The 18,354-nt window shown below is 34.2% G+C and carries 13 protein-coding genes; 3 read left to right on the top strand and 10 right to left on the bottom strand.

Features of this window, described 5'->3' with window-relative positions; translation table 11 throughout:
* Positions 1 to 99 precede the first annotated feature (99 nt).
* From Q1W72_RS14565 to Q1W72_RS14575, 3 genes are read right to left on the bottom strand one after another with little or no spacing between them, the layout of a single operon-like run.
* A complete protein-coding gene (locus Q1W72_RS14565; RefSeq protein WP_233206880.1) occupies positions 100 to 882 on the bottom strand; it encodes a hypothetical protein in 783 nt (260 codons plus the stop codon).
* Positions 883 to 914: 32 nt separating this feature from the next.
* A complete protein-coding gene (locus Q1W72_RS14570) occupies positions 915 to 1,652 on the bottom strand; it encodes a nitroreductase family protein (RefSeq protein ID WP_302136034.1) in 738 nt (245 codons plus the stop codon).
* Positions 1,643 to 2,971 carry an aldehyde dehydrogenase gene (locus tag Q1W72_RS14575; RefSeq protein ID WP_099714996.1) on the bottom strand — a complete coding sequence of 443 codons (1,329 nt, stop codon included), beginning with the start codon at positions 2,969 to 2,971 and terminating at the stop codon, positions 1,643 to 1,645. The genes Q1W72_RS14570 and Q1W72_RS14575 overlap by 10 nt, the downstream gene beginning before the upstream one ends.
* Positions 2,972 to 3,242: 271 nt before the next feature.
* Between Q1W72_RS14575 and Q1W72_RS14580 the strand changes: the two genes are divergently transcribed.
* Positions 3,243 to 3,659, top strand: a complete 417-nt coding sequence (locus Q1W72_RS14580; protein WP_099714998.1) for a nuclear transport factor 2 family protein — start codon at positions 3,243 to 3,245, stop codon at positions 3,657 to 3,659.
* 50 nt (positions 3,660 to 3,709) lie between these two features.
* On the opposite strand, the gene Q1W72_RS14585 is transcribed toward Q1W72_RS14580, so the two are convergent.
* The 3 genes from Q1W72_RS14585 to panB all read right to left on the bottom strand — a co-directional run bounded on the left by Q1W72_RS14585 (position 3,710) and on the right by panB (position 5,720).
* Complete coding sequence (locus Q1W72_RS14585) at positions 3,710 to 4,399, bottom strand: RluA family pseudouridine synthase (RefSeq protein WP_199074788.1); 690 nt, start codon at positions 4,397 to 4,399, stop codon at positions 3,710 to 3,712.
* Between the two features lie 103 nt (positions 4,400 to 4,502).
* Positions 4,503 to 4,787: a four helix bundle protein gene (locus Q1W72_RS14590; RefSeq protein WP_367881666.1), complete on the bottom strand. Its 285-nt coding sequence runs from the start codon at positions 4,785 to 4,787 to the stop codon at positions 4,503 to 4,505.
* Between the two features lie 114 nt (positions 4,788 to 4,901).
* Entirely contained in the window at positions 4,902 to 5,720 is an 819-nt protein-coding gene (gene panB, locus Q1W72_RS14595) for a 3-methyl-2-oxobutanoate hydroxymethyltransferase (RefSeq protein ID WP_099715002.1), read from the bottom strand.
* Positions 5,721 to 5,821: 101 nt separating this feature from the next.
* On the opposite strand from panB, the gene Q1W72_RS14600 reads away from it, so the two are divergent.
* Positions 5,822 to 6,253 (top strand): 3-methyl-2-oxobutanoate hydroxymethyltransferase, encoded by a 432-nt coding sequence (locus Q1W72_RS14600; protein WP_099715004.1) that lies wholly within the window; start codon positions 5,822 to 5,824, stop codon positions 6,251 to 6,253.
* 91 nt (positions 6,254 to 6,344) lie between these two features.
* Here the strand turns inward: Q1W72_RS14600 and Q1W72_RS14605 are convergent, their stop codons facing one another.
* Positions 6,345 to 6,515, bottom strand: a complete 171-nt coding sequence (locus Q1W72_RS14605; protein WP_199074790.1) for a hypothetical protein — start codon at positions 6,513 to 6,515, stop codon at positions 6,345 to 6,347.
* Between the two features lie 85 nt (positions 6,516 to 6,600).
* Positions 6,601 to 8,028, bottom strand: coding sequence for an L-serine ammonia-lyase (locus tag Q1W72_RS14610; RefSeq protein ID WP_099715006.1), 1,428 nt, complete (start codon positions 8,026 to 8,028; stop codon positions 6,601 to 6,603).
* A gap of 238 nt (positions 8,029 to 8,266) precedes the next feature.
* Here Q1W72_RS14610 and Q1W72_RS14615 point away from each other — a divergent pair, with 238 nt between their 5' ends.
* On the top strand, positions 8,267 to 10,774 hold the full coding sequence (locus Q1W72_RS14615; RefSeq protein WP_099715008.1) for a M14 family zinc carboxypeptidase: 2,508 nt from the start codon (positions 8,267 to 8,269) through the stop codon (positions 10,772 to 10,774).
* A gap of 72 nt (positions 10,775 to 10,846) precedes the next feature.
* Here Q1W72_RS14615 and Q1W72_RS14620 read toward each other — a convergent pair whose 3' ends face one another.
* Both Q1W72_RS14620 and Q1W72_RS14625 read right to left on the bottom strand, forming a co-directional pair.
* The gene (locus Q1W72_RS14620) at positions 10,847 to 13,141 is read right to left on the bottom strand and encodes a BamA/TamA family outer membrane protein (protein WP_099715010.1); all 2,295 of its coding nucleotides are present in this window, start codon (positions 13,139 to 13,141) and stop codon (positions 10,847 to 10,849) included.
* A 102-nt stretch (positions 13,142 to 13,243) separates the two neighbouring features.
* A complete protein-coding gene (locus Q1W72_RS14625) occupies positions 13,244 to 18,220 on the bottom strand; it encodes a translocation/assembly module TamB (RefSeq protein ID WP_099715012.1) in 4,977 nt (1,658 codons plus the stop codon).
* Between the last annotated feature and the right edge of the window lie 134 nt (positions 18,221 to 18,354).

The raw sequence follows: 18,354 nt of genomic DNA on the forward strand, positions 1-18,354 counted from the left end.
GGTTCTACCTTGATATTGATTTCAATGTAAGGATTAATTTCAAATAAAAACCAAAATTCAGTAAAATTAAATTTTGGTTTTTAGCTATAAAAAATGTTTTTAGTTTCTATTTTCAACTTCAGTTTCAGGATCAAACCCAATTATTTCGCTGTAAAGAGCATAATACAATGAGTACATAAATGGGATTGTAAAAACGATTCCGATGCAACATCCTATAAATCCTACCAAAGATGCTATAACTCCAATGACAAGTAGTCCCAATATTACTAAAGGTTGTTTAGAAACAATTACAATACTGGCTTGGATTGCTTCAACAGCTTTCAGCTTTCCAAAAATGATTAGTGGAATCATTAAGATGGTAAACAAGGCAATCGTTACTGAAAAAACAACTTCAAGAACTGGTATTTGTATATAATTTAGAATACCTGATAGTATGGAGTTAACGATAGTAATCAAAAATGTTGCTATAAACAGTTCCTTGAAATAAGGTGCTTTGTAATACTCAAACATTGTTGATACATGAAATTCATCGTCTCTTTCGGCACAATATGCCATTTTTATTAAACCAGCAGAAAAAGGGCTAAGCAAACACGTTATTAAAAGAGAGACTCCTGAGAAAATTAACATGGAGTCTAAACTTAAATTCTCCGGCTGTAAATTTTCTGGTTTTAATTTTTCTAAAACAGTTTCTGCGTCAAAAATGGAGAAGAGTACAACAAGAGCTAAAAGACTCATGACTATTGCAAAAACAAAAAATATTAAACCGCCATACACTGCAATTTTTTTATAATTTTCGAATGCATGGTTGAAAACATTTCCAAAATCTAAGGTGTATCCATTCTTTTTTATTTCCTCAATACGGTCTTGTGTAGTTTTAATCATTTGGTTTTGGTATTATTTGGTTTGTTAGTTTTTTATATTTTAAAATAGACTTCTTCAAAAGGAACTCTAAATCGTTCCCCGTAAACGCCTTGTTCTTCTCTTATTCCGCAGCCTAAAATCATGTTTATTTCTGAACGAGCCGGTAAATGTAATATTTTTTTAATTCTCAGCGAATCAAAACCTTCCATTGGACACGTATCATAATTTATGGCCGCCATGCTTATCATAAAATTCTGTGCTGCAAGTCCCGCACTTTTTTGTGCTACAATGCGCATGTCGCTTTGTCTGGCTTGTCTGTAGATGGGTTTGAATATTCCAATAACTTGAAAAACAAGAAATTTTATCATGCCGATAATTCCTAAAAAATCAAAATAAAGGGTCGGAATAATTTTCTGATAGTAATTCAAAGCAAATTTTTCTCTTTTCGAATAATCCGCTTCGGGCTTATTACCATATTGAGTTTTTAGATGTGCAATATTCGATTGTACTCTTTTGCGCCATAAATCTTTCCTCGCCAGAACAACCACTATTTGTTGTGCTGTTTTTGCAGCATTCTGATCAAAACTGGCTTTTGCTATTTCTTGTATTATTTCTGGCGAAACAATATGGTAGAATTCCCAAAGTTGCATATTACTGCTCGTGGGTGCCAAAGTCGCTAATTGAATGCATTCTTTTACTTTTTGCTCATCAATAGCTTCGTTTTTAAAAACCCGAACGGATCGCCTGTATTTTATGGCCTCACTTACTGATTTTTCATTGGTTACAACCATTTTAATATTTTTTGAATGGTTTTTAATTTGTCTTTATAGGGCGCATAACGCATCGGTAAATCGAGCCAAGTCCCTTTTTTTACAATTGCTTTTTTATGGGAAAAAATATCAAAACTTAATTTTCCATGATACGCTCCCATTCCGGAATTTCCAACACCGCCAAAAGGCAGGCGATTATTGGCCAAATGAATTACGGTATCATTGATGCAACCACCACCGAAAGAATATTTTTGCAACACTTCATCGATAAAGGATTTGTTTTGGGAAAATAAATACAGGGATAATGGTTTTTCGAAGCTCGAAATTATTTTTTCAATATCAGCTTTTGATTCATAAGAAAGTATTGGGAGTATTGGGCCAAAAATTTCTTCTGTCATCACTAAACTATCCATTTTTGGCTCGTCAAGTAAAGTGGGAGCAAGGTATAATGTCTCTTTGTTAGATTGTCCGCCAAAAAGTATTTCTTGATTTTCCAATAAACGTAATTGACGTTCCCAATTTTTAAAATTGATGATTCTCGCAAAATCAGATGATTCTTCCGGGTTTGTTCCAAGTGCTTTTTGAATTTCTTGAATTAATAATTTTACGAAAGTATCTTTCATTTTTTGGTGTACCAAAATATAATCAGGTGCAACACAGGTTTGTCCGGCGTTTATGATTTTCCCCCATACAATGCGTCGCGCGCTTAATTCTAAATTAGCGGTTTCGTCAACTATGCAAGGACTTTTTCCGCCTAATTCCAGGGTAGCGGGCGTTAAGTTTTCGGCAGCTGCTTTTGCCACTATTTTTCCAACAGCGACACTTCCCGTGAAAAAAATATAGTCCCAGCGTTGATTTAATAATTCCTGTGCAATTGTGGCATCTCCCGTGACAACCACAACATCTTTTACAGCAAACGTTTCAGTGATAATTTTAGAAATGATATTCGAAGTATTCGGAGTGAGTTCAGATGGTTTTAAAGTCACTTTATTCCCTGCGGCAACAGCGGCAACAAGGGGACATAAAGCCAATTGAAACGGATAATTCCACGGTGAAAGTATTAAAACATTGCCGTAAGGTTCACTGTAGACGTAATCAGAAGAAGGGAAATTTAAAAATGAAGGGAAAACTCTTTTTGGCTTCGCCCAAGAATCGATGTTTTTTATCGTCTCTTTTAAATCACTGATGACGTAATTAGTTTCAGTTAAAACGGCTTCAAATGCAGGTTTCTTAAAATCATCATACAAAGCCTTGATTATTGCCTCTTCATTTTCTATAATGTTGTGCAATAATTTTTTAAGGGACTCTTTTCGGAAAGCAATTTCTGTATGATACTTCATTGGATGATTTTAATTTAAAATTACATAAATATTATTTTAAACCCACTCTATATCCGAAATAAAAAAACAAAAAAAACAGGAATAATTAGTTAATGCTACATTTTTTTTAAGGTAAAATATAAAAAAGAATAAAAAGCAGTTCAAGTATTTTTATATTACAATGTTTCATAAAATTAAGTGGGAATGAACGCGATGTTTTGAATATATTTGATTGATGAAAAGGGATGAAGGTTATCTCTAATAAAATTAAAGTTAATACAAATCGTAAAAAATGAAAAAAAATATTTTATCAATAATGCTCTTGTTTTGTAGTTATTTATCAATTGCTCAAGAGAAAGAAATTAAAGCAGTCCTAGAAAAGCAACGTTTAGATTGGAATAATGGGGATATGATTGGATATATGCAAGGTTATTTAAAATCCGATTCTTTACTATTTGTTGGAAAAACAGGACCGTTTTACGGCTGGGAAAAAAACTTACAAGTCTATCAGCAAGTCTATCCTGACAAAGCCGCTATGGGTAACCTAACTTTTGATATCATACAAATTAAAATGATTGATAAAAAATATGCTTTCGTTTTAGGAGGTTGGAATTTGCAAATGGAAAAAGGGGAACAAAAAGGATTTTTTACTTTATTAGTCGAAAAATTTAAAGAAGGCTGGAAAATCGTAGTAGACCATTCTAGTTAGGTTTTTATATAGTGAGAGATGTAACAACAGTTTTAGATGAAATTAGTTTTCTAAATAGCATTCCAAATCACATCATCAGGTGTTGGTGCAATGATTTCTATATTTTCTTTGGTAACAGGATGTACAAAAACTAGTTTTCTGGCGTGCAAATGAATGCCGCCATCAGGATTACTTCGGTCAAAACCATATTTTAAATCGCCTTTTATCGGTGAACCAATTGCAGAAAGTTGAGCCCGAATTTGATGGTGTCTCCCCGTGTGAAGATTGATTTCCAGAGCAAAATAATTATTGAGTTCCTTAATGATTTTATAATCTAAACTGGCAAGTTTACTTTCGGGAACTTCTTTTAAATGTGCTTTTGAAGTGTTGTTCTTCTCGTTTCTTTTTAGAAAATGAACCAATTTATCCTCAGGCTTTGAAGGTTTATTTTTGACAATACACCAATACGTTTTTTTGGTTTCACGGTTACTGAACAACTCATTCATTCTCGTCAACGCTTTACTCGTTCGGGCAAAAACGACTATTCCAGTTGTCGGTCTATCCAAACGATGCACCACACCCAGAAATACTTCTCCAGGTTTGTTGTACTTATCTTTGATGTATTCTTTCACCACATCAGACAATGGTTTATCACCCGTTTTATCACCCTGCACAATATCGCCTACACGTTTGTTTACCACAATAAGGTGATTGTCTTCGTGTAGCACTTGAAGGTTGTTTTTATTCGAAACTATTTTCATTTGGATTTTTAGATTTTTAGACTTCTTAGATTTTTAGACAAGTTAGACTTTTTAGATAGTTAGATTCTTAAACAAGTCTTGCAGTCTGAAAATCTAAGAAAGTCTATAATAAAGTTGCTCTAAATCTTGAAGTCATTTTAATAATTTCGTTTAGCATATTTGATAATTCTATTAAATCTTCGGGAGTGATAAAACCTAAATCGGATGAAATAAGAATTTGTGTTTCAACTTCATAAGCTGAACCGATGGCAATTTCTAAAAATCGTGCAAAGTCCTTATTAGATTGTCTTGATGATCCTTCAGCAATATTAGACGGAATAGAAACAGCAGCTCTTCTTAATTGATTTGTTAGCCCAAATTTTTCATCGTTAGGAAAAGACAAAGTCACTTTATAAATTTTAGAACAAAAAAAATCTACTTTTTTTCCAAATCTCTAAATCCTTAAATCGATGCATTTCTACTTTTTTTAGTCTAACAATCCAATAATCTAAGAAGTCTAATTTTAATATTGCTCGCTTGAATTAGGAAAATCACTTGATTTCACATCGGCAACATATTGACCGATGGCAGTTGTCATTCCTTCGTATAAATTCATGTATCTTCTTAAGAAACGCGGGCTAAATTCATTGTTCATTCCTAACATGTCGTGAATCACCAAAACTTGTCCGTCAACTCCGCCACCTGCACCAATCCCAATTACTGGAATAGAAATACTTTGGGCAACTTTCTCGGCTAAATGAGCAGGAATTTTTTCTAACACTAATCCGAAACAACCTAATCTTTCCAATAATTTAGCATCTTCAATAAGTTTATCTGCTTCTTCCTCTTCTTTGGCACGAACTGTATAGGTTCCAAATTTATAAATAGATTGTGGTGTTAAACCCAAATGTCCCATCACTGGAATTCCTGCGTTTAATATTTTCTTGATTGAATCTTTAATTTCTTTACCACCTTCCAGTTTTACGGCATGACCACCACTTTCTTTCATAATTCTGATGGCAGAACGCAATGCTTCTTTAGGATCTGATTGGTAACTTCCAAAAGGTAAATCCACGACAACCAATGCTCTTTCTATAGCTCTCACCACAGATGACGCGTGATAAATCATTTGGTCCAAAGTAATTGGCAAAGTCGTTTCGTGACCGGCCATTACATTCGATGCAGAGTCACCCACTAAAATGACATCAATTCCGGCAGTATCAACGATCTTTGCCATGGTATAATCGTATGCTGTAAGCATGGAAATTTTCTCTCCATTAGCTTTCATCTCAATCAGTGATTTTGTAGTAATCCTTTTATAATCTTTTTTTGCGACAGACATATTTGTTGTTTTAAGATTGTAAAGGTAATAAAATGTATATTTTTAACTCAAAAATGTAACAGTAATGTTATTTGTAATACCAATTTATTAAAAAAGTAATTATGCGTAAAATAGTAGTATTGATAGTATTGTTCATCTCGGCAAATTCTCAGGCTCAAAATCAAGAAATTCAAAAAGTGGTTGATACTTTTTTCGAGGCTTTTCATGCCAAAGATACTCTGAAATTACAGGCTCTTTGTGAGGATACAATGATTTTACAATCTATTAGCGAGAATGCTAAAGGCACCAAATTATCCAATGAAAAGCCACAAGTATTTTTTAAATCGATAGCTTCTATTCCTGCTGAATTAAAGTTTCAGGAAAAAATTATGAGTTATTCCATTCAAGTGGATGGCGTTATGGCACACGCTTGGACGCCTTATGAGTTTTATATGAATGGTAAATTAAGTCATAAAGGGGTGAATGCTTTTACGCTTTTCAAAAAAGATAACATTTGGAAAATCGTTCATCTTATTGATACCCGAAGAAAGTAGTTTTGGTTTCACTTTTCATGAAATAATGAATTTTGTTTCATGAAAAGTGAAATGATTTCTGTGGATTTTCAAAAGAGTTTAACAATATAAATCAATACGTGTCGTCATTCAAGTCTGATTCTTCTTCCTTTGCTTTTTTGTAATCATTGTTCAAGAAATGAGTGTATTTCTTTTTTTCTTTTTGATTTTTTCTAATAAGAAATACAATCAAAATAAGCACACAAATGATTACAATGCTGACTATTATCCAATTAATTTCCATTATTTCCGGTTTAAGAATAGGTATTAAATATACTGTAAATAGTTGAATTATAGATTATCAGTGTTTTAAATTTGTATTATTAAATTTAACAATCTGCCAGATTTACGGCAATGGCTAATCCACCTTCAGAAGTTTCTTTGTACTTATTATTCATATCTTTGGCAGTTTGCCACATTGTGTCTACCACTTTATCCAAAGGTACTTTTGCGTTTTTTGGGTCGGTTTCTAAAGCTAGTTCAGCAGCATTAATGGCTTTTATGGCACCCATTGTATTTCTTTCGATACACGGAATCTGAACCAAACCGCCAATAGGATCACAAGTCAATCCCAAATGATGTTCCATGGCAATTTCGGCAGCCATTAAAACCTGTTCAGGAGTTCCGCCCATCAATTCGCATAAAGCGGCTGCGGCCATCGAGGAAGAAACACCAATTTCGGCTTGACAACCACCCATTGCTGCGGATATTGTAGAGCCTTTCTTGAAAATACTGCCTATTTCTCCGGCAACCATCAGGAATTGTTTGATTTCTTTTTCTCCAGCATTGTGGTTTTCAATCACTAAATAATACATCAAAACAGCTGGGATAACGCCTGCACTTCCATTCGTTGGAGCAGTAACCACGCGCCCTAAAGCAGCGTTTACTTCATTTACCGCAAGGGCAAAACAAGAAACCCATTTCAGGATTTGGCGAAATTTCACTTCTGTTTTTCTAATTTCTTCGAGCCAGCTTTGAGGCGAATCATAATTGGCTAGACCGATGAGGTTTTGGTGCATATCAAAAGCACGGCGACGCACATTTAATCCGCCTGGAAGAATCCCTTCAGAATGGCAACCAATGTACATGCATTCGAGCATCGTTTTCCAAATGCGCATCAATTCATGATCGATAACAGCTTCGGTACGCATCGATTTTTCGTTTTCATAAACGATTTCCGATATGGATTTGTTTTCTTTTTTGCAATAATCCAATAGTTCGGATGCTTTGTCAATAGGATACGGAAAAGCACATTTTATCTGGATTTTCTTTTTGGCGTTGATGCGTTCTTCTTTGACCACAAATCCGCCACCAATAGAATAAAAGGTAGAAACGTATTCGCTATCATCCGTCATATAAGCTGTAAAAGTCATTCCATTGGCATGAAAAGGAAGGAAGTTTTTATTGAAAACGATGTCTTGGAGGAAATAAAAAGGAATTGGTTTTTCGTTTCCTAAATTGATTTCGTTTTTGGATTCAATGGATTTAATGATTGCATCAATATTTTCCACTGGAATGTATTCCGGATCTTGCCCGCTTAAACCCAGCATTACGGCTAAATCCGTGGCGTGTCCTTTTCCGGTTAACGAAAGGGAGCCGTATAAATCTATTTTTACCCGGTTTACAGTATGAAGTAAATTTTCGTTTCTCAATTCACTAAGAAAGCGTTCTGCAGCTCTCCAAGGTCCAAGTGTGTGCGAACTCGAAGGTCCTACACCAATTTTTAGCATGTCAAAAACTGAGATACATTCTTCCATCTGTAGTGTGAATTTTGTTGTCTGCAAATATAATAGAATGTAGCAATGATACTAATCTAAAATAGAATAATATTGTTTATTTAATAATGAATATTGCCGTATTGTTATTATTCTTCAAGAAAAAATGAATTAATAAAAACTTGAGGATTAGTAAAATCAATATTTCACTAATCCGAAATTTAGCTTGTGCAATACTTGTTAAATGGCTATTTTTGAAGCATAACTAACCCAAAAAAATATGAAAAAGACCGTTTTTTCTTTTTATCTAATGCTAACTTTGGTGCTAAGTGTTCATTCGCAAGTGCAAAGTCCTTCTCAATTTTTACCCAATTACGGAAAACAAATTACCTATTATCATCAGGCTGAAAATTATTTCAAGCATCTTACGGAAAAGTCCACTTTTATCAAACATCAGAAATATGGTGTAACACCGGAACAAAGGGATTTGAATGTGTATTTTATTTCCAGTCCGGATAACTTGGCTAATTTAGAACAAATTCGAAATAACAATTTAGCCGCCATTGGTTTATCCGAGAATAAATCTCAAATGATTGGCGATAAGTTAATTGTATGGTTGAGTTTTAATGTTCACGGAAATGAATTTGCAGGAACCGAAAGCGCGATGACAGTGGCTTATGAATTAGTAAATCCTTCGAATGCAGAAACTAAAAAGTGGCTAGAGAATACGATTGTAATCCTTGATCCATGCATTAATCCTGATGGATATTCCAGATACGGAAATTGGTTAAGAGAGATTTCAGGTAAAAAAACGCATCCTGAATTGTCAGACAGAGAACACATGGAAGTTTGGCCAGGTGGTAGATACAACCATTATATTTTTGATTTAAATAGAGACTGGGCGTGGCAAACACAACCGGAAACCCAACAGCGTATTGCATTATACAACCAATGGATGCCTCAAGTTCATACTGATGTGCACGAAATGGGATATAATTCTCCGTATTTCTTTCCCCCATCAGCAGAACCTTTGCACGAATACATTGAAAAGTATCAAAAAGATTTTCATTACACTTTAGGGAAAAACATTTCTAAGAAATTCGATGCTCAAAACTGGATGTACAATACCGGGGAACGTTTTGATTTGTTTTATCCAAGTTATGGTGATACATATCCTACTTATAACGGAGCAGTAGGAATGACATTGGAGCAAGGAGGAATAGGAGCAGGAAGAGAAGTTGTGATGAGTAACGGAATCAATTTGACTATTAAAGACCGATTGACGCATCACGCAACGGCTGTTTTAACGGTTGTGGAATCGGCGGCATCACAAGCGGATGTTTTGTTGAAAGGATTCAGAGGTTTTATGAATAATTCTCGAAAAACAGTTAAGGGAAATTATAAAATGTATGTGATGAAAAACAATCCGAAATTAATTCAAATGGCGGATTTGTTGAAAAAAAATAATGTAGAATTCAGTTATGCCGATGCTAGTCAAAAAGCTTCGGGATTCAATTACAACACTAAGTCAGAGAAAGGTTTTACGATTGAACCGAATGATTTGATTGTAAAAGTAGACCAACAAAAAGCCGTTTTTGCACAAGTGCTTTTTGAACCGAACCAAAAACTAAATGACAGTTTATCGTATGACATTACCTCTTGGGCATTGCCTTTGGCGTATGGAGTTGAAGGATATGCGGTAAAAAATAGTTTAGCCATTAAAACAAAAGCGTCAATTGAAGCGCTGGAAAAAACGATTCCTAAAAATGTATATGCATTTCATATTCCGTGGAATAACAGAATCTCAGCTCAGGTTTTATCTTTGTTGCACCAAAATAATATCAAGGTGCGATCAGCGATGAAAAAAGCGATTTTTGGGGATACAACTGTTGAGCCGGGAGGTTTACTGGTTACGAAAACTGACAATCCTAATGTTGTTGACTTTGAAAAAACGATTACTGATCTTGTGAAAATAAAAACAGATTTTAATTACATCTTAACTGGTTTTTCTTCGAATTCTAAAGATGTTGGTGGTGAAAATTTCAATTTATTAAAAGCTCCAAAAATTGTTTTATTGTCAGGCAAAGGAGTTGGTTCTACTGAATTTGGTTCTGTTTGGTATTATCTGGAAGAAACGGTGGGTTATCCGGTAAGTGTTGTGGATGCGGATAATTTTAAAAGAATAAAATTATACAATTACAACACATTGATATTGCCTGATGGCTATTACAATTTCTCTGAAGAACAACAGAAACAAATTGCAGAATGGGTTAAAAATGGTGGAAAAGTGATTGCCATGAATAGTGCCCTTAGTTTATTTGAAGGAAAAGAAGGATATGCTTTGAGTCCTTTTGCTACGGATGAAGACAAACTTAGCTCTGAAAAAGAAGACTCTGAAAATGAATTAAAAGAACGATTCTTAGATTTCCAAGATACTGAACGCAGGTATATTTCTAAATCGATTCCTGGGGCTATCATTGAGAATCTTTTGAATAAAACACATCCAATGTCTTTTGGTTTAGGAGATAAATATTTCAGCTTAAAAACGGATGACAGACATTATTCATTATTGAAAAAGGCAACAAATGTTGTTTACGTGCCTAAAGATTATAAGAGTTACGGTTTTGTTGGTAATGAAATCAAAAAGAAATTGAATAATACAGTAAGCTTTGCTGTCGATAAGAAAGAAAATGGCGAAGTAATTTATATGGTTGATAATCCATTGTTTAGAGGTTTCTGGGAAAACGGAAATTTATTGTTCAGTAATGCATTATTCTTGGTGGACTAAAATTTGAATATTTATCATACAAAAAGAGCACGATAATTATCGTGCTCTTTTTTTTATCCAGATTGTATTGTTTTAAAAAGGGTAGCCAATAGCCAAGTTGAAAATTAAATTTTCTTTTCGCCAAGCGCCACTTCCAAAGTTGATTTGATCCAAAACCCAACGATCGCCATCAGGCAAATATGGTTTCCGAATAGGGAAGGCGAGGTCTGTTCTAAGAATCAAAAACGAGAAATCGAAACGCAATCCGGCTCCGGCTCCAACGGCTATTTCGTTCAGGAATTTTTTTGAAAATTTGGCTCCTGGTTTATCAGGATTTTCATTCAATAGCCAGATGTTCCCAGCATCTAAGAACAAAGCACCTTTCACCAATCCGTAAATTTTAGCACGGTATTCGGTATTAAATTCCAATTTTATATCACCGGATTGATCGGGCAAAAAAGTATTGGTGTTGGTTGATGCGCCATCAAAACTTCCCGGACCAATGGAACGTGCTCTAAAGGCTCGTAGACTATTGGTTCCACCAATGAAAAACTGTTTGATAAAAGGCATTTCACGGGAGTTTCCGTAAGCAAATCCAGCACCTGCAATTATTCGGCTGGCTATTTGAGAATCTGGGCCTAATTTATAGTAATGTCTAAAATCATTTTCTATTTTGACAAATTGACTAAACGGAACATCAAATAATTTAATGGTATCGCCTTTTCGAACATTTGCTCCCGAAACAATTCCTGCCACATTTCCTGCTAAGTCGATACTCCCTTTGTAGTAAAAGGTATTTTTCTTTCTTTTTTGAAGTGTATTGGTGTAGGTATAGGAATAAGTTGGCCCAAAAATCAATTGCTTTTCAATTACTTTTCCCAAAGATTCATTTTTCAGAATTTGTTCTTGGTATAAAGCAGTAACGTTTTCCGGACTGGCGTATGTAATCTCAGTAACATTGAATAAATGTTCTTTTCGTTCGTTTTCTTTCCATAAATAGCCAAAAGAACCTTTGAAGGTTTGCAGGGAATATAATTTGGTTCTGTTTTGGAATTCATATCCTAATGTTGCCTTCGTCTTTGGAACAAAACCACTTGGAGAATTTAGTTTAAAAGGCGCTACTAATCGTGGCCAAACTAAATTTGCTTCGGTTCCAATACGGTATACATTAAACCCATTGTTTTGCCCGGAAACTTGTACTTCAACACCACCAAAAGCAGAAATGGTAAGCAATTCAGCACCTCTAAACGTATTTCGATTACTCCAGTTTAAATTGAGTTCCGTTCCGGTATAATTAGCGGAGTTTGTTTTGGCTAATAATTCCAGTCGGATTGATTTTTTAGGTAATGGCGTCAGATAATAATACGCATCCAGATAATTTCCTGTGGTATCAGAAACTCTGAATTGATTTTTCACAAATTTGAAAGTCCCCAGATTTACTAATCGATTCAAGGATAAATTATGGTCGGTACGGTTGTATAAATCATTTTTTTTGAAATACAATGCTCTGTCAAAAATGCGGGGTTTGAATAAATTCTCCGGATCAATAATAGTTAAATCATTGTATTTTTTGATAGAATCCATATTGTTTTTTACACTGTCAGAACCAATGGAATAGTTTGGATAAACAATAATTTTATTGATTTTGTATGGTGTCTCTGCTCGTTTTGGAGCTTCGTCTTTTACTTTTACAATAAGATCCACCTGATGGTCTGCAACAGTTGTATCTACTTGCACTTTAAGATAATCAGGATTAAAATAGAAGAATCCTTTTTCTTTTAGTCTGGCATCAATGCGAATTCTTTCTTCTTTGATGGCGTCAAGACTGTAACCTTCTTCTTTTTTTAACAAACTTCTTCGTCTGGTATTGCGAACTGCAGTCGAAATTATGGAAGAATCCGTGGGGAATTTTACTTCTTTAATTTTATATTGTTTTCCGGGTTTTACAATGTATTCTGCGGTTGCTTTTTTACCATGTCGGGTTGAATCTGCCGAAGTTCTTGTATTGAAATAGCCACTGTTTTCGGCAAAGTTTTGCAAAACACTTTTGTTGTATTCTAAATCTACTTGGCTGTATAAAACAGGAGCTTCGCCCACTTTGGTTCTCAACCAGTAGCGCCATCCTTTTTCTTTCTTTGGCGTCCCAGCCAAATTATAGATGTATAGTTTCGGTCTTAATCCCAAAATCGAAGAATTTGGTTTTGGTCTAAGAACTTCTTTTAATGCCGTTTTTAATGCTTTTTTTTCTTTTTTAGACATTTCCTTTTCTTCAACGGTTACTTTTGCACCCGTATACAATAGTTCTCCTTCGGGCAGAAATCTCGTATTGCTACACGATGAAGCGAACAATGCTAAAAAAAGAAAATATAGTATATGGCTCTTGTTCATCAATTTATTATTTATTAAAAAAATTAAACCATTAAGGAATTAAGTTTCATTAAGGAAAATCAATTGGTTTGTTTTCTTAATTTCTTAATGGTGCAAAAACTTTTATTTATTTTTCCGCTTTGCTTTTTTTGCCTCACTTTTGCGAAATAATTCACTGAATTTATTGTAATCCATAGTGATGATAAAAGCAATTCCTGTCTCCACAACTTCCCCTTGAAGCGCCACTTGGTATTTATTAATTCGGTACGCTCGTATTTTATATCTACCGTCTTTTGAAAGTTGATAATCAATCGATACATCACCGGCAATATTATTGGCGTTTTGATTTACTTGTTGTGGCCCTTCAATTCCAAAGCTGCTTCCTACCGTAACTTTCAATCGGTCATTCAATAATTTCTTCGAAATTCCTACGCTCAAATCGGTTTTATTTTCTCGTTGACCCGTTGTATAATCATCAGAAGTATTTAAATCGAAATTAAGTTCTACACCTTCAATCAAATCGCCCGCCAAATTATTAAGTTGTTGTGACAAAATTTTACTGGCACTTTCTCTTGCTAGTGACGAAACGCTCGTGCCTCCGGTTTCACTGGCAAAAGGGTTTTCTCCAATAAAACGATTCAGCAGTAGTAAGGCAAAAACCTGTTTGTTTAATTCATCCGGTTGCTGACGCAATTGCGTCAATTTAGCTTGTGTCGCATTGATAATTTCTGTTGAAACGCTATTGTTTCCATCAGGTAGAATGATGTCAAAAGAAATGTTTGGCTTCATCAATTCGCCATTCATTTTCAATTCGGTTTCAAAAGGAATTTTTTGTTTGTAGGTATTTCTCACTTCGGCGGTGACATCTCCTAATTGATCATTTATCAAATCAATTGGAGCAGCTTCAGTTTTATAAACCGCAGTGATATTGATGTCAGCCGTTGTAGGTTCACCAGTCCACAGGATATAACTTCCTTTTTTAATGTCGAATTTTCTTTTGATAGCGTTAAAATTCATTTCATAACTACCTTCAGATAATTCATATCTTCCTGTCAAAGTTGTTTTTCCGGATGGATCAATTCCGCCGTTCAATTGCGCTTCTCCTTTTAATTTTAGGAAATCCCCGTTTGCTTTATCAATAACCAACGACAATTCAGCATCTTTATCAATCTCAATATTTACCGAAGCGTTGATTCCTTTTATGTCCATTTCACTGTCCAATTCATCCATAACAATGGTCTCGACTAATTTCGGATTGTCTTGGTCAATGAATTCTACAATTCCTTCTCTGTCGGCAATTGACGGATCTGATTGTGGTAAAACAATAGTGAATTTAGTGTCTTTGTTAATTTTGATATTGCCCTCAACAACAGGATTGTCTAGATTTCCGGATAGTTTCAAATGATTGTCCAAGTACAATTCACCATAATACATATCATTGTCTTTTGCTTTAGAATTGACGGCTTTGAAATTATCAGCATCGATGGCTAAATCAAAACCAAAATTGCTGAAATTTTCACTGTCAATCTTTCCGTTGATGGCTAAATCATTGTTCTTTTCATCCTTAATTATAAAATTGTCAAAAAGAATAGCATTAGGTGTAAAAACAATTTTATCGTTTAAAGACTTGAATTTTGCATTAAGCTGCTTCACTTTGAAACCAATTTCATTGAACTGTAATTCGCCAACTACTTTGGGTTGGGTAGTATTTCCTGTTATTTTAAAATTCCCTGTCAAGAATCCCGTACTTTCAGTAATATTATCCAAAGTGAAACCCTGAATACTTTTTAAGTTCAATTTATCAATATCAAGATTCATGTCAAAACTGCTGTCACTCGTTTTGTAATTTCCTTCTAAATTGACTTGATTTCCCTGACCTGTAATGGCAATTGTAGCATCGTATTGGTTAGCAATTGCATTATTCACTTTGATACTGATGTTTCCGATTGTATCTTTTTTGAAAGTAAAATTTTCAATGTTTAAGTCTGAAGTAAAAAGCGGTGTGGTACTTATATTTTTGACCAATGCGTTTCCATTGATTTTACCGCTCATTTGCAAATCATCTTTCTCAACGATACTGGTAATGGTTTTTATGTCAAAATCTTTAAAATTAATTGCGATTGGTGCATTTGCTTGCTGCGACTGTGATTGTATCAGGATTTTGCTTCCATCTTTACTCAATTCAAAATTATCTGCATAGATTCCTTTTTTGCCAAAGCGAATTAAATTGTCTTGCGTTATTTTCCAAGATTCATAGTTCAGCAATAAATTATTTGGATCAAGATTGATGTCATTATTGCCGTTCGCAGCTTTTAATGTACCTGCAATTAAGTATCTTTCTTTGTCTTTTGAATCTTTTAATTGCAACGTATAATCCACAATGTTGTTTTGCACTTTGCCTGAAATACTGGTATGTGGCAATTGAATTTGTTTGTTTTGAATGTCATCCACAATAAAACTGTAAACAAGCGAATTATCTTTGGTATCTACTTTAAGGACAGCATTTGTAATGGTGTTTTCGCCATAAATTAATTTCGGAATTGTACCATTCAAAACTATAGAGTCGTTGACAGAGTTGTATCTTCCTTGTATATTAATGGGTTCCAGACTTTTCAATTCAGGAATTAGTTTTAATAGAATTGGACTGTCTTTTACGCCAATTTTAAAAACAAATTCTTGTTTTTCCACAGCTGTTTTTCTGGAACTTGGTTTGCTGTCATAATACTTTGCAATAGAATTTGATAAAGCAGTCCCTATTTTTGACAACTTGTATTTTCCGTTGGCGTCCACATCCAAAAACGGTGATTTCAATACGAATGTATTTTTCTCTGAGGTGGAGGTTGCCACTGCGCTAATGGAATCAATTACAAATTCTTCTTTGGCATTGACTATGGTAATGTTGTGCGCATGTACCGTTCCGTTGAGGTAATCAAGATTTACCGATTGAATATCAGCATCTACAACGCCTCTTATTTTCAATGGGCCAGCGTGCAGATTCAGTTTTTCCAAATCAGCGATATCCACATTCAGTTTTAGTTTTCCGGTAGGATATTTGTCTTTAAAACTTCCGCTGCTTACCAAATCAAAAGTTAGATTAGGGTCTTTTGCGAAAGCAGTTGCATTGAAATTTCCGTTGCGAATATTTCCTTTTACAGCTACATTTTGGTAGGTATATTTATTATAATATGCTTTTAGAATATTCCCGTTTAAAGATGCTGTTGCCGTTTTTGGATCAAATCCTGTTCCTTTTATACTGGCTTTTAAAGTTACTTTTTCAATGGAGTCGTTTTTGATAAATTTCCCTAAATCAAAATTAGTAAGTTCGGTTTGGGCATCGTATTTCTCGTAATTTTTTCTGCTTTGATCGAATGTAGCTTTGATTTTTGCATTTCCAAAACTACTTACGATATTCATATTGGTATTGAAATTAGCAATAGTTCCCTTAAAAATTCCTTTGGCGCTGAATTTTGCCGGCAACTGAATCGAATTTGGAATGGTTCCTTTTGGTAAAAAGCCAACAAAATCTTTCGAACCGGATTGCAAGTCTTTAATATTCAAATCAAAATAGGCTTTGTTTACATCTGGTAAGCCTATGATTCTCCCGCTTGCCGCTACTTTTGTAGTTCCAATGCCACTGATTTCTATACTTGGAAATTCAATGTTTTTTAGTTTTCCTTTTACGGTTCCATTAATCAGCAATATCGCATTGGGATTGCTCATAAACGGATTCGTATTATTCAAAGTTGGTGCAAAAAGTAAAATATCTTTAATCCCCAACTTGCTCTTTTTTAAATTGGCAATAAGACCTAATTCTCCCGGGTTTTTAGCTAAAGATTCAATAGAAGGGTAGCCAATTCTAATTTCATCTTTCAGTTCCGTTTGTGGGGTTTTTAAATATAATTTTTTAAGGAAAGCATTCTTTTTACCGTAGAAAAATTCCGCATTAAAGGATTGAATATTTAAACCGCTTTTGTCTTTAACAGTTAATGAATTGGCAAGTCCGGAAATATTTTCGGAATTGTAATTCAGTTCGTCTACCTGTAAGTTTAGATTGGTAAGATTCAAATGGTTGTAATCAATTCCTTTTTGAACTGGAGTCTCATTATTATTGTCGTAACGGAAATTCACCCGTTTGAATTCCGTTTTCTTTATTTTGACGTCCCAATTGTTAGATTCGGTATTTGTAGCTTCGCTTTTAGGTTTGATTACATCTAATCTATCAAAAGTCAAAGCGCCTTCTACGCCAGTTAAATCAAGACTTTCTATAATTGCGAATTGATTGTTAAGGTCAATTTTGTCAATTTTAGCAAGTAGCTTTTTCAAATAAAAATTTGTGGATAACTTGGTTTCTTCGCTTTCATAATCGAAATCAATTTTTGCAAAATCAATTTCGCCTAATTTTAATTTTAAAATGGATTCCGATTCGTTTTTTATTGCTGCTGCTTTGGTCGCATTGGATATCTGAACCAAACCTTGCTTTAATTTGAACTTCAATCCATTGATTTTAGCTTTCGGGATTTCAAAGTTCATTTCGTTCAAATCGAAAGTTTTAATTCTCGTTTCAAAATGCTTTAGATTAGCGTAAAGATCATTTTTTGTGACGGCATCAGTATATTTAAACTTGATGCGGTCGAGCTTAATTTCTTCTACAGAAAACTGCATGGGTGGCGAATCACTCTTTTGTTTCTCTGGCGAAGCAAATGCTTTTATGATGTAATCAAAATTGAAAACAGCTTTAGAATCTCTATTTAAATGTGCCGAAATCCCCACTAATTCTAAGGAATTGATTTCGACTTTATTGTTTATCAATTGAAACAGACTGATATCGGCAGCTAACTTTTCTCCCGCAAAAAGAGTGTCTTTTTTTTGGTCTTCAAAATAAACGCCTTTAAGAATTACTTTTTTTGGGAATTCAACTTCAAGACTATCAACCCTTACTTTGGTTTTGATTTTTCCTTCCAGGTACGTTACTGCTTTATCTTTGGCATAATTCTGAACAGAAGGAATTTGAATAGCAACAAAAAGAATTAAGAACAACAGGATTATAATTCCTATTATCCAAAGGAAAATTTTTAAACTTTTCTTTACGTATGTTTTCAAATGAGGTGTATTTTTTGGTTAAAATTAACCAATTTAAATAAGAATTGCAATCTTGTCTGCAAATGGGATTGCGTACAAAGATTAAAAAATGAAAACGAAATACATTATAAAATTCAAAAAGAATGTTGCAAAAT

Source organism: Flavobacterium sp. ZE23DGlu08 (genome assembly GCF_030505335.1).
Lineage (GTDB): Bacteria > Bacteroidota > Bacteroidia > Flavobacteriales > Flavobacteriaceae > Flavobacterium > Flavobacterium algoritolerans.

Excerpts from the sequence above, each read along its gene's own strand:
- Q1W72_RS14620 (WP_099715010.1), bottom strand. The coding sequence starts at position 13,141 with ATGAACAAGAGCCATATACTATATTTTCTTTTTTTAGCATTGTTCGCT.
- Q1W72_RS14600 (WP_099715004.1), top strand. The coding sequence starts at position 5,822 with ATGCGTAAAATAGTAGTATTGATAGTATTGTTCATCTCGGCAAATTCT.
- Q1W72_RS14575 (WP_099714996.1), bottom strand. The coding sequence starts at position 2,971 with ATGAAGTATCATACAGAAATTGCTTTCCGAAAAGAGTCCCTTAAAAAA.
- Q1W72_RS14570 (WP_302136034.1), bottom strand. The coding sequence starts at position 1,652 with ATGGTTGTAACCAATGAAAAATCAGTAAGTGAGGCCATAAAATACAGG.
- Q1W72_RS14585 (WP_199074788.1), bottom strand. The coding sequence starts at position 4,399 with ATGAAAATAGTTTCGAATAAAAACAACCTTCAAGTGCTACACGAAGAC.
- Q1W72_RS14565 (WP_233206880.1), bottom strand. The coding sequence starts at position 882 with ATGATTAAAACTACACAAGACCGTATTGAGGAAATAAAAAAGAATGGA.
- Q1W72_RS14605 (WP_199074790.1), bottom strand. The coding sequence starts at position 6,515 with ATGGAAATTAATTGGATAATAGTCAGCATTGTAATCATTTGTGTGCTT.
- Q1W72_RS14610 (WP_099715006.1), bottom strand. The coding sequence starts at position 8,028 with ATGGAAGAATGTATCTCAGTTTTTGACATGCTAAAAATTGGTGTAGGA.
- Q1W72_RS14615 (WP_099715008.1), top strand. The coding sequence starts at position 8,267 with ATGAAAAAGACCGTTTTTTCTTTTTATCTAATGCTAACTTTGGTGCTA.
- panB (WP_099715002.1), bottom strand. The coding sequence starts at position 5,720 with ATGTCTGTCGCAAAAAAAGATTATAAAAGGATTACTACAAAATCACTG.
- Q1W72_RS14580 (WP_099714998.1), top strand. The coding sequence starts at position 3,243 with ATGAAAAAAAATATTTTATCAATAATGCTCTTGTTTTGTAGTTATTTA.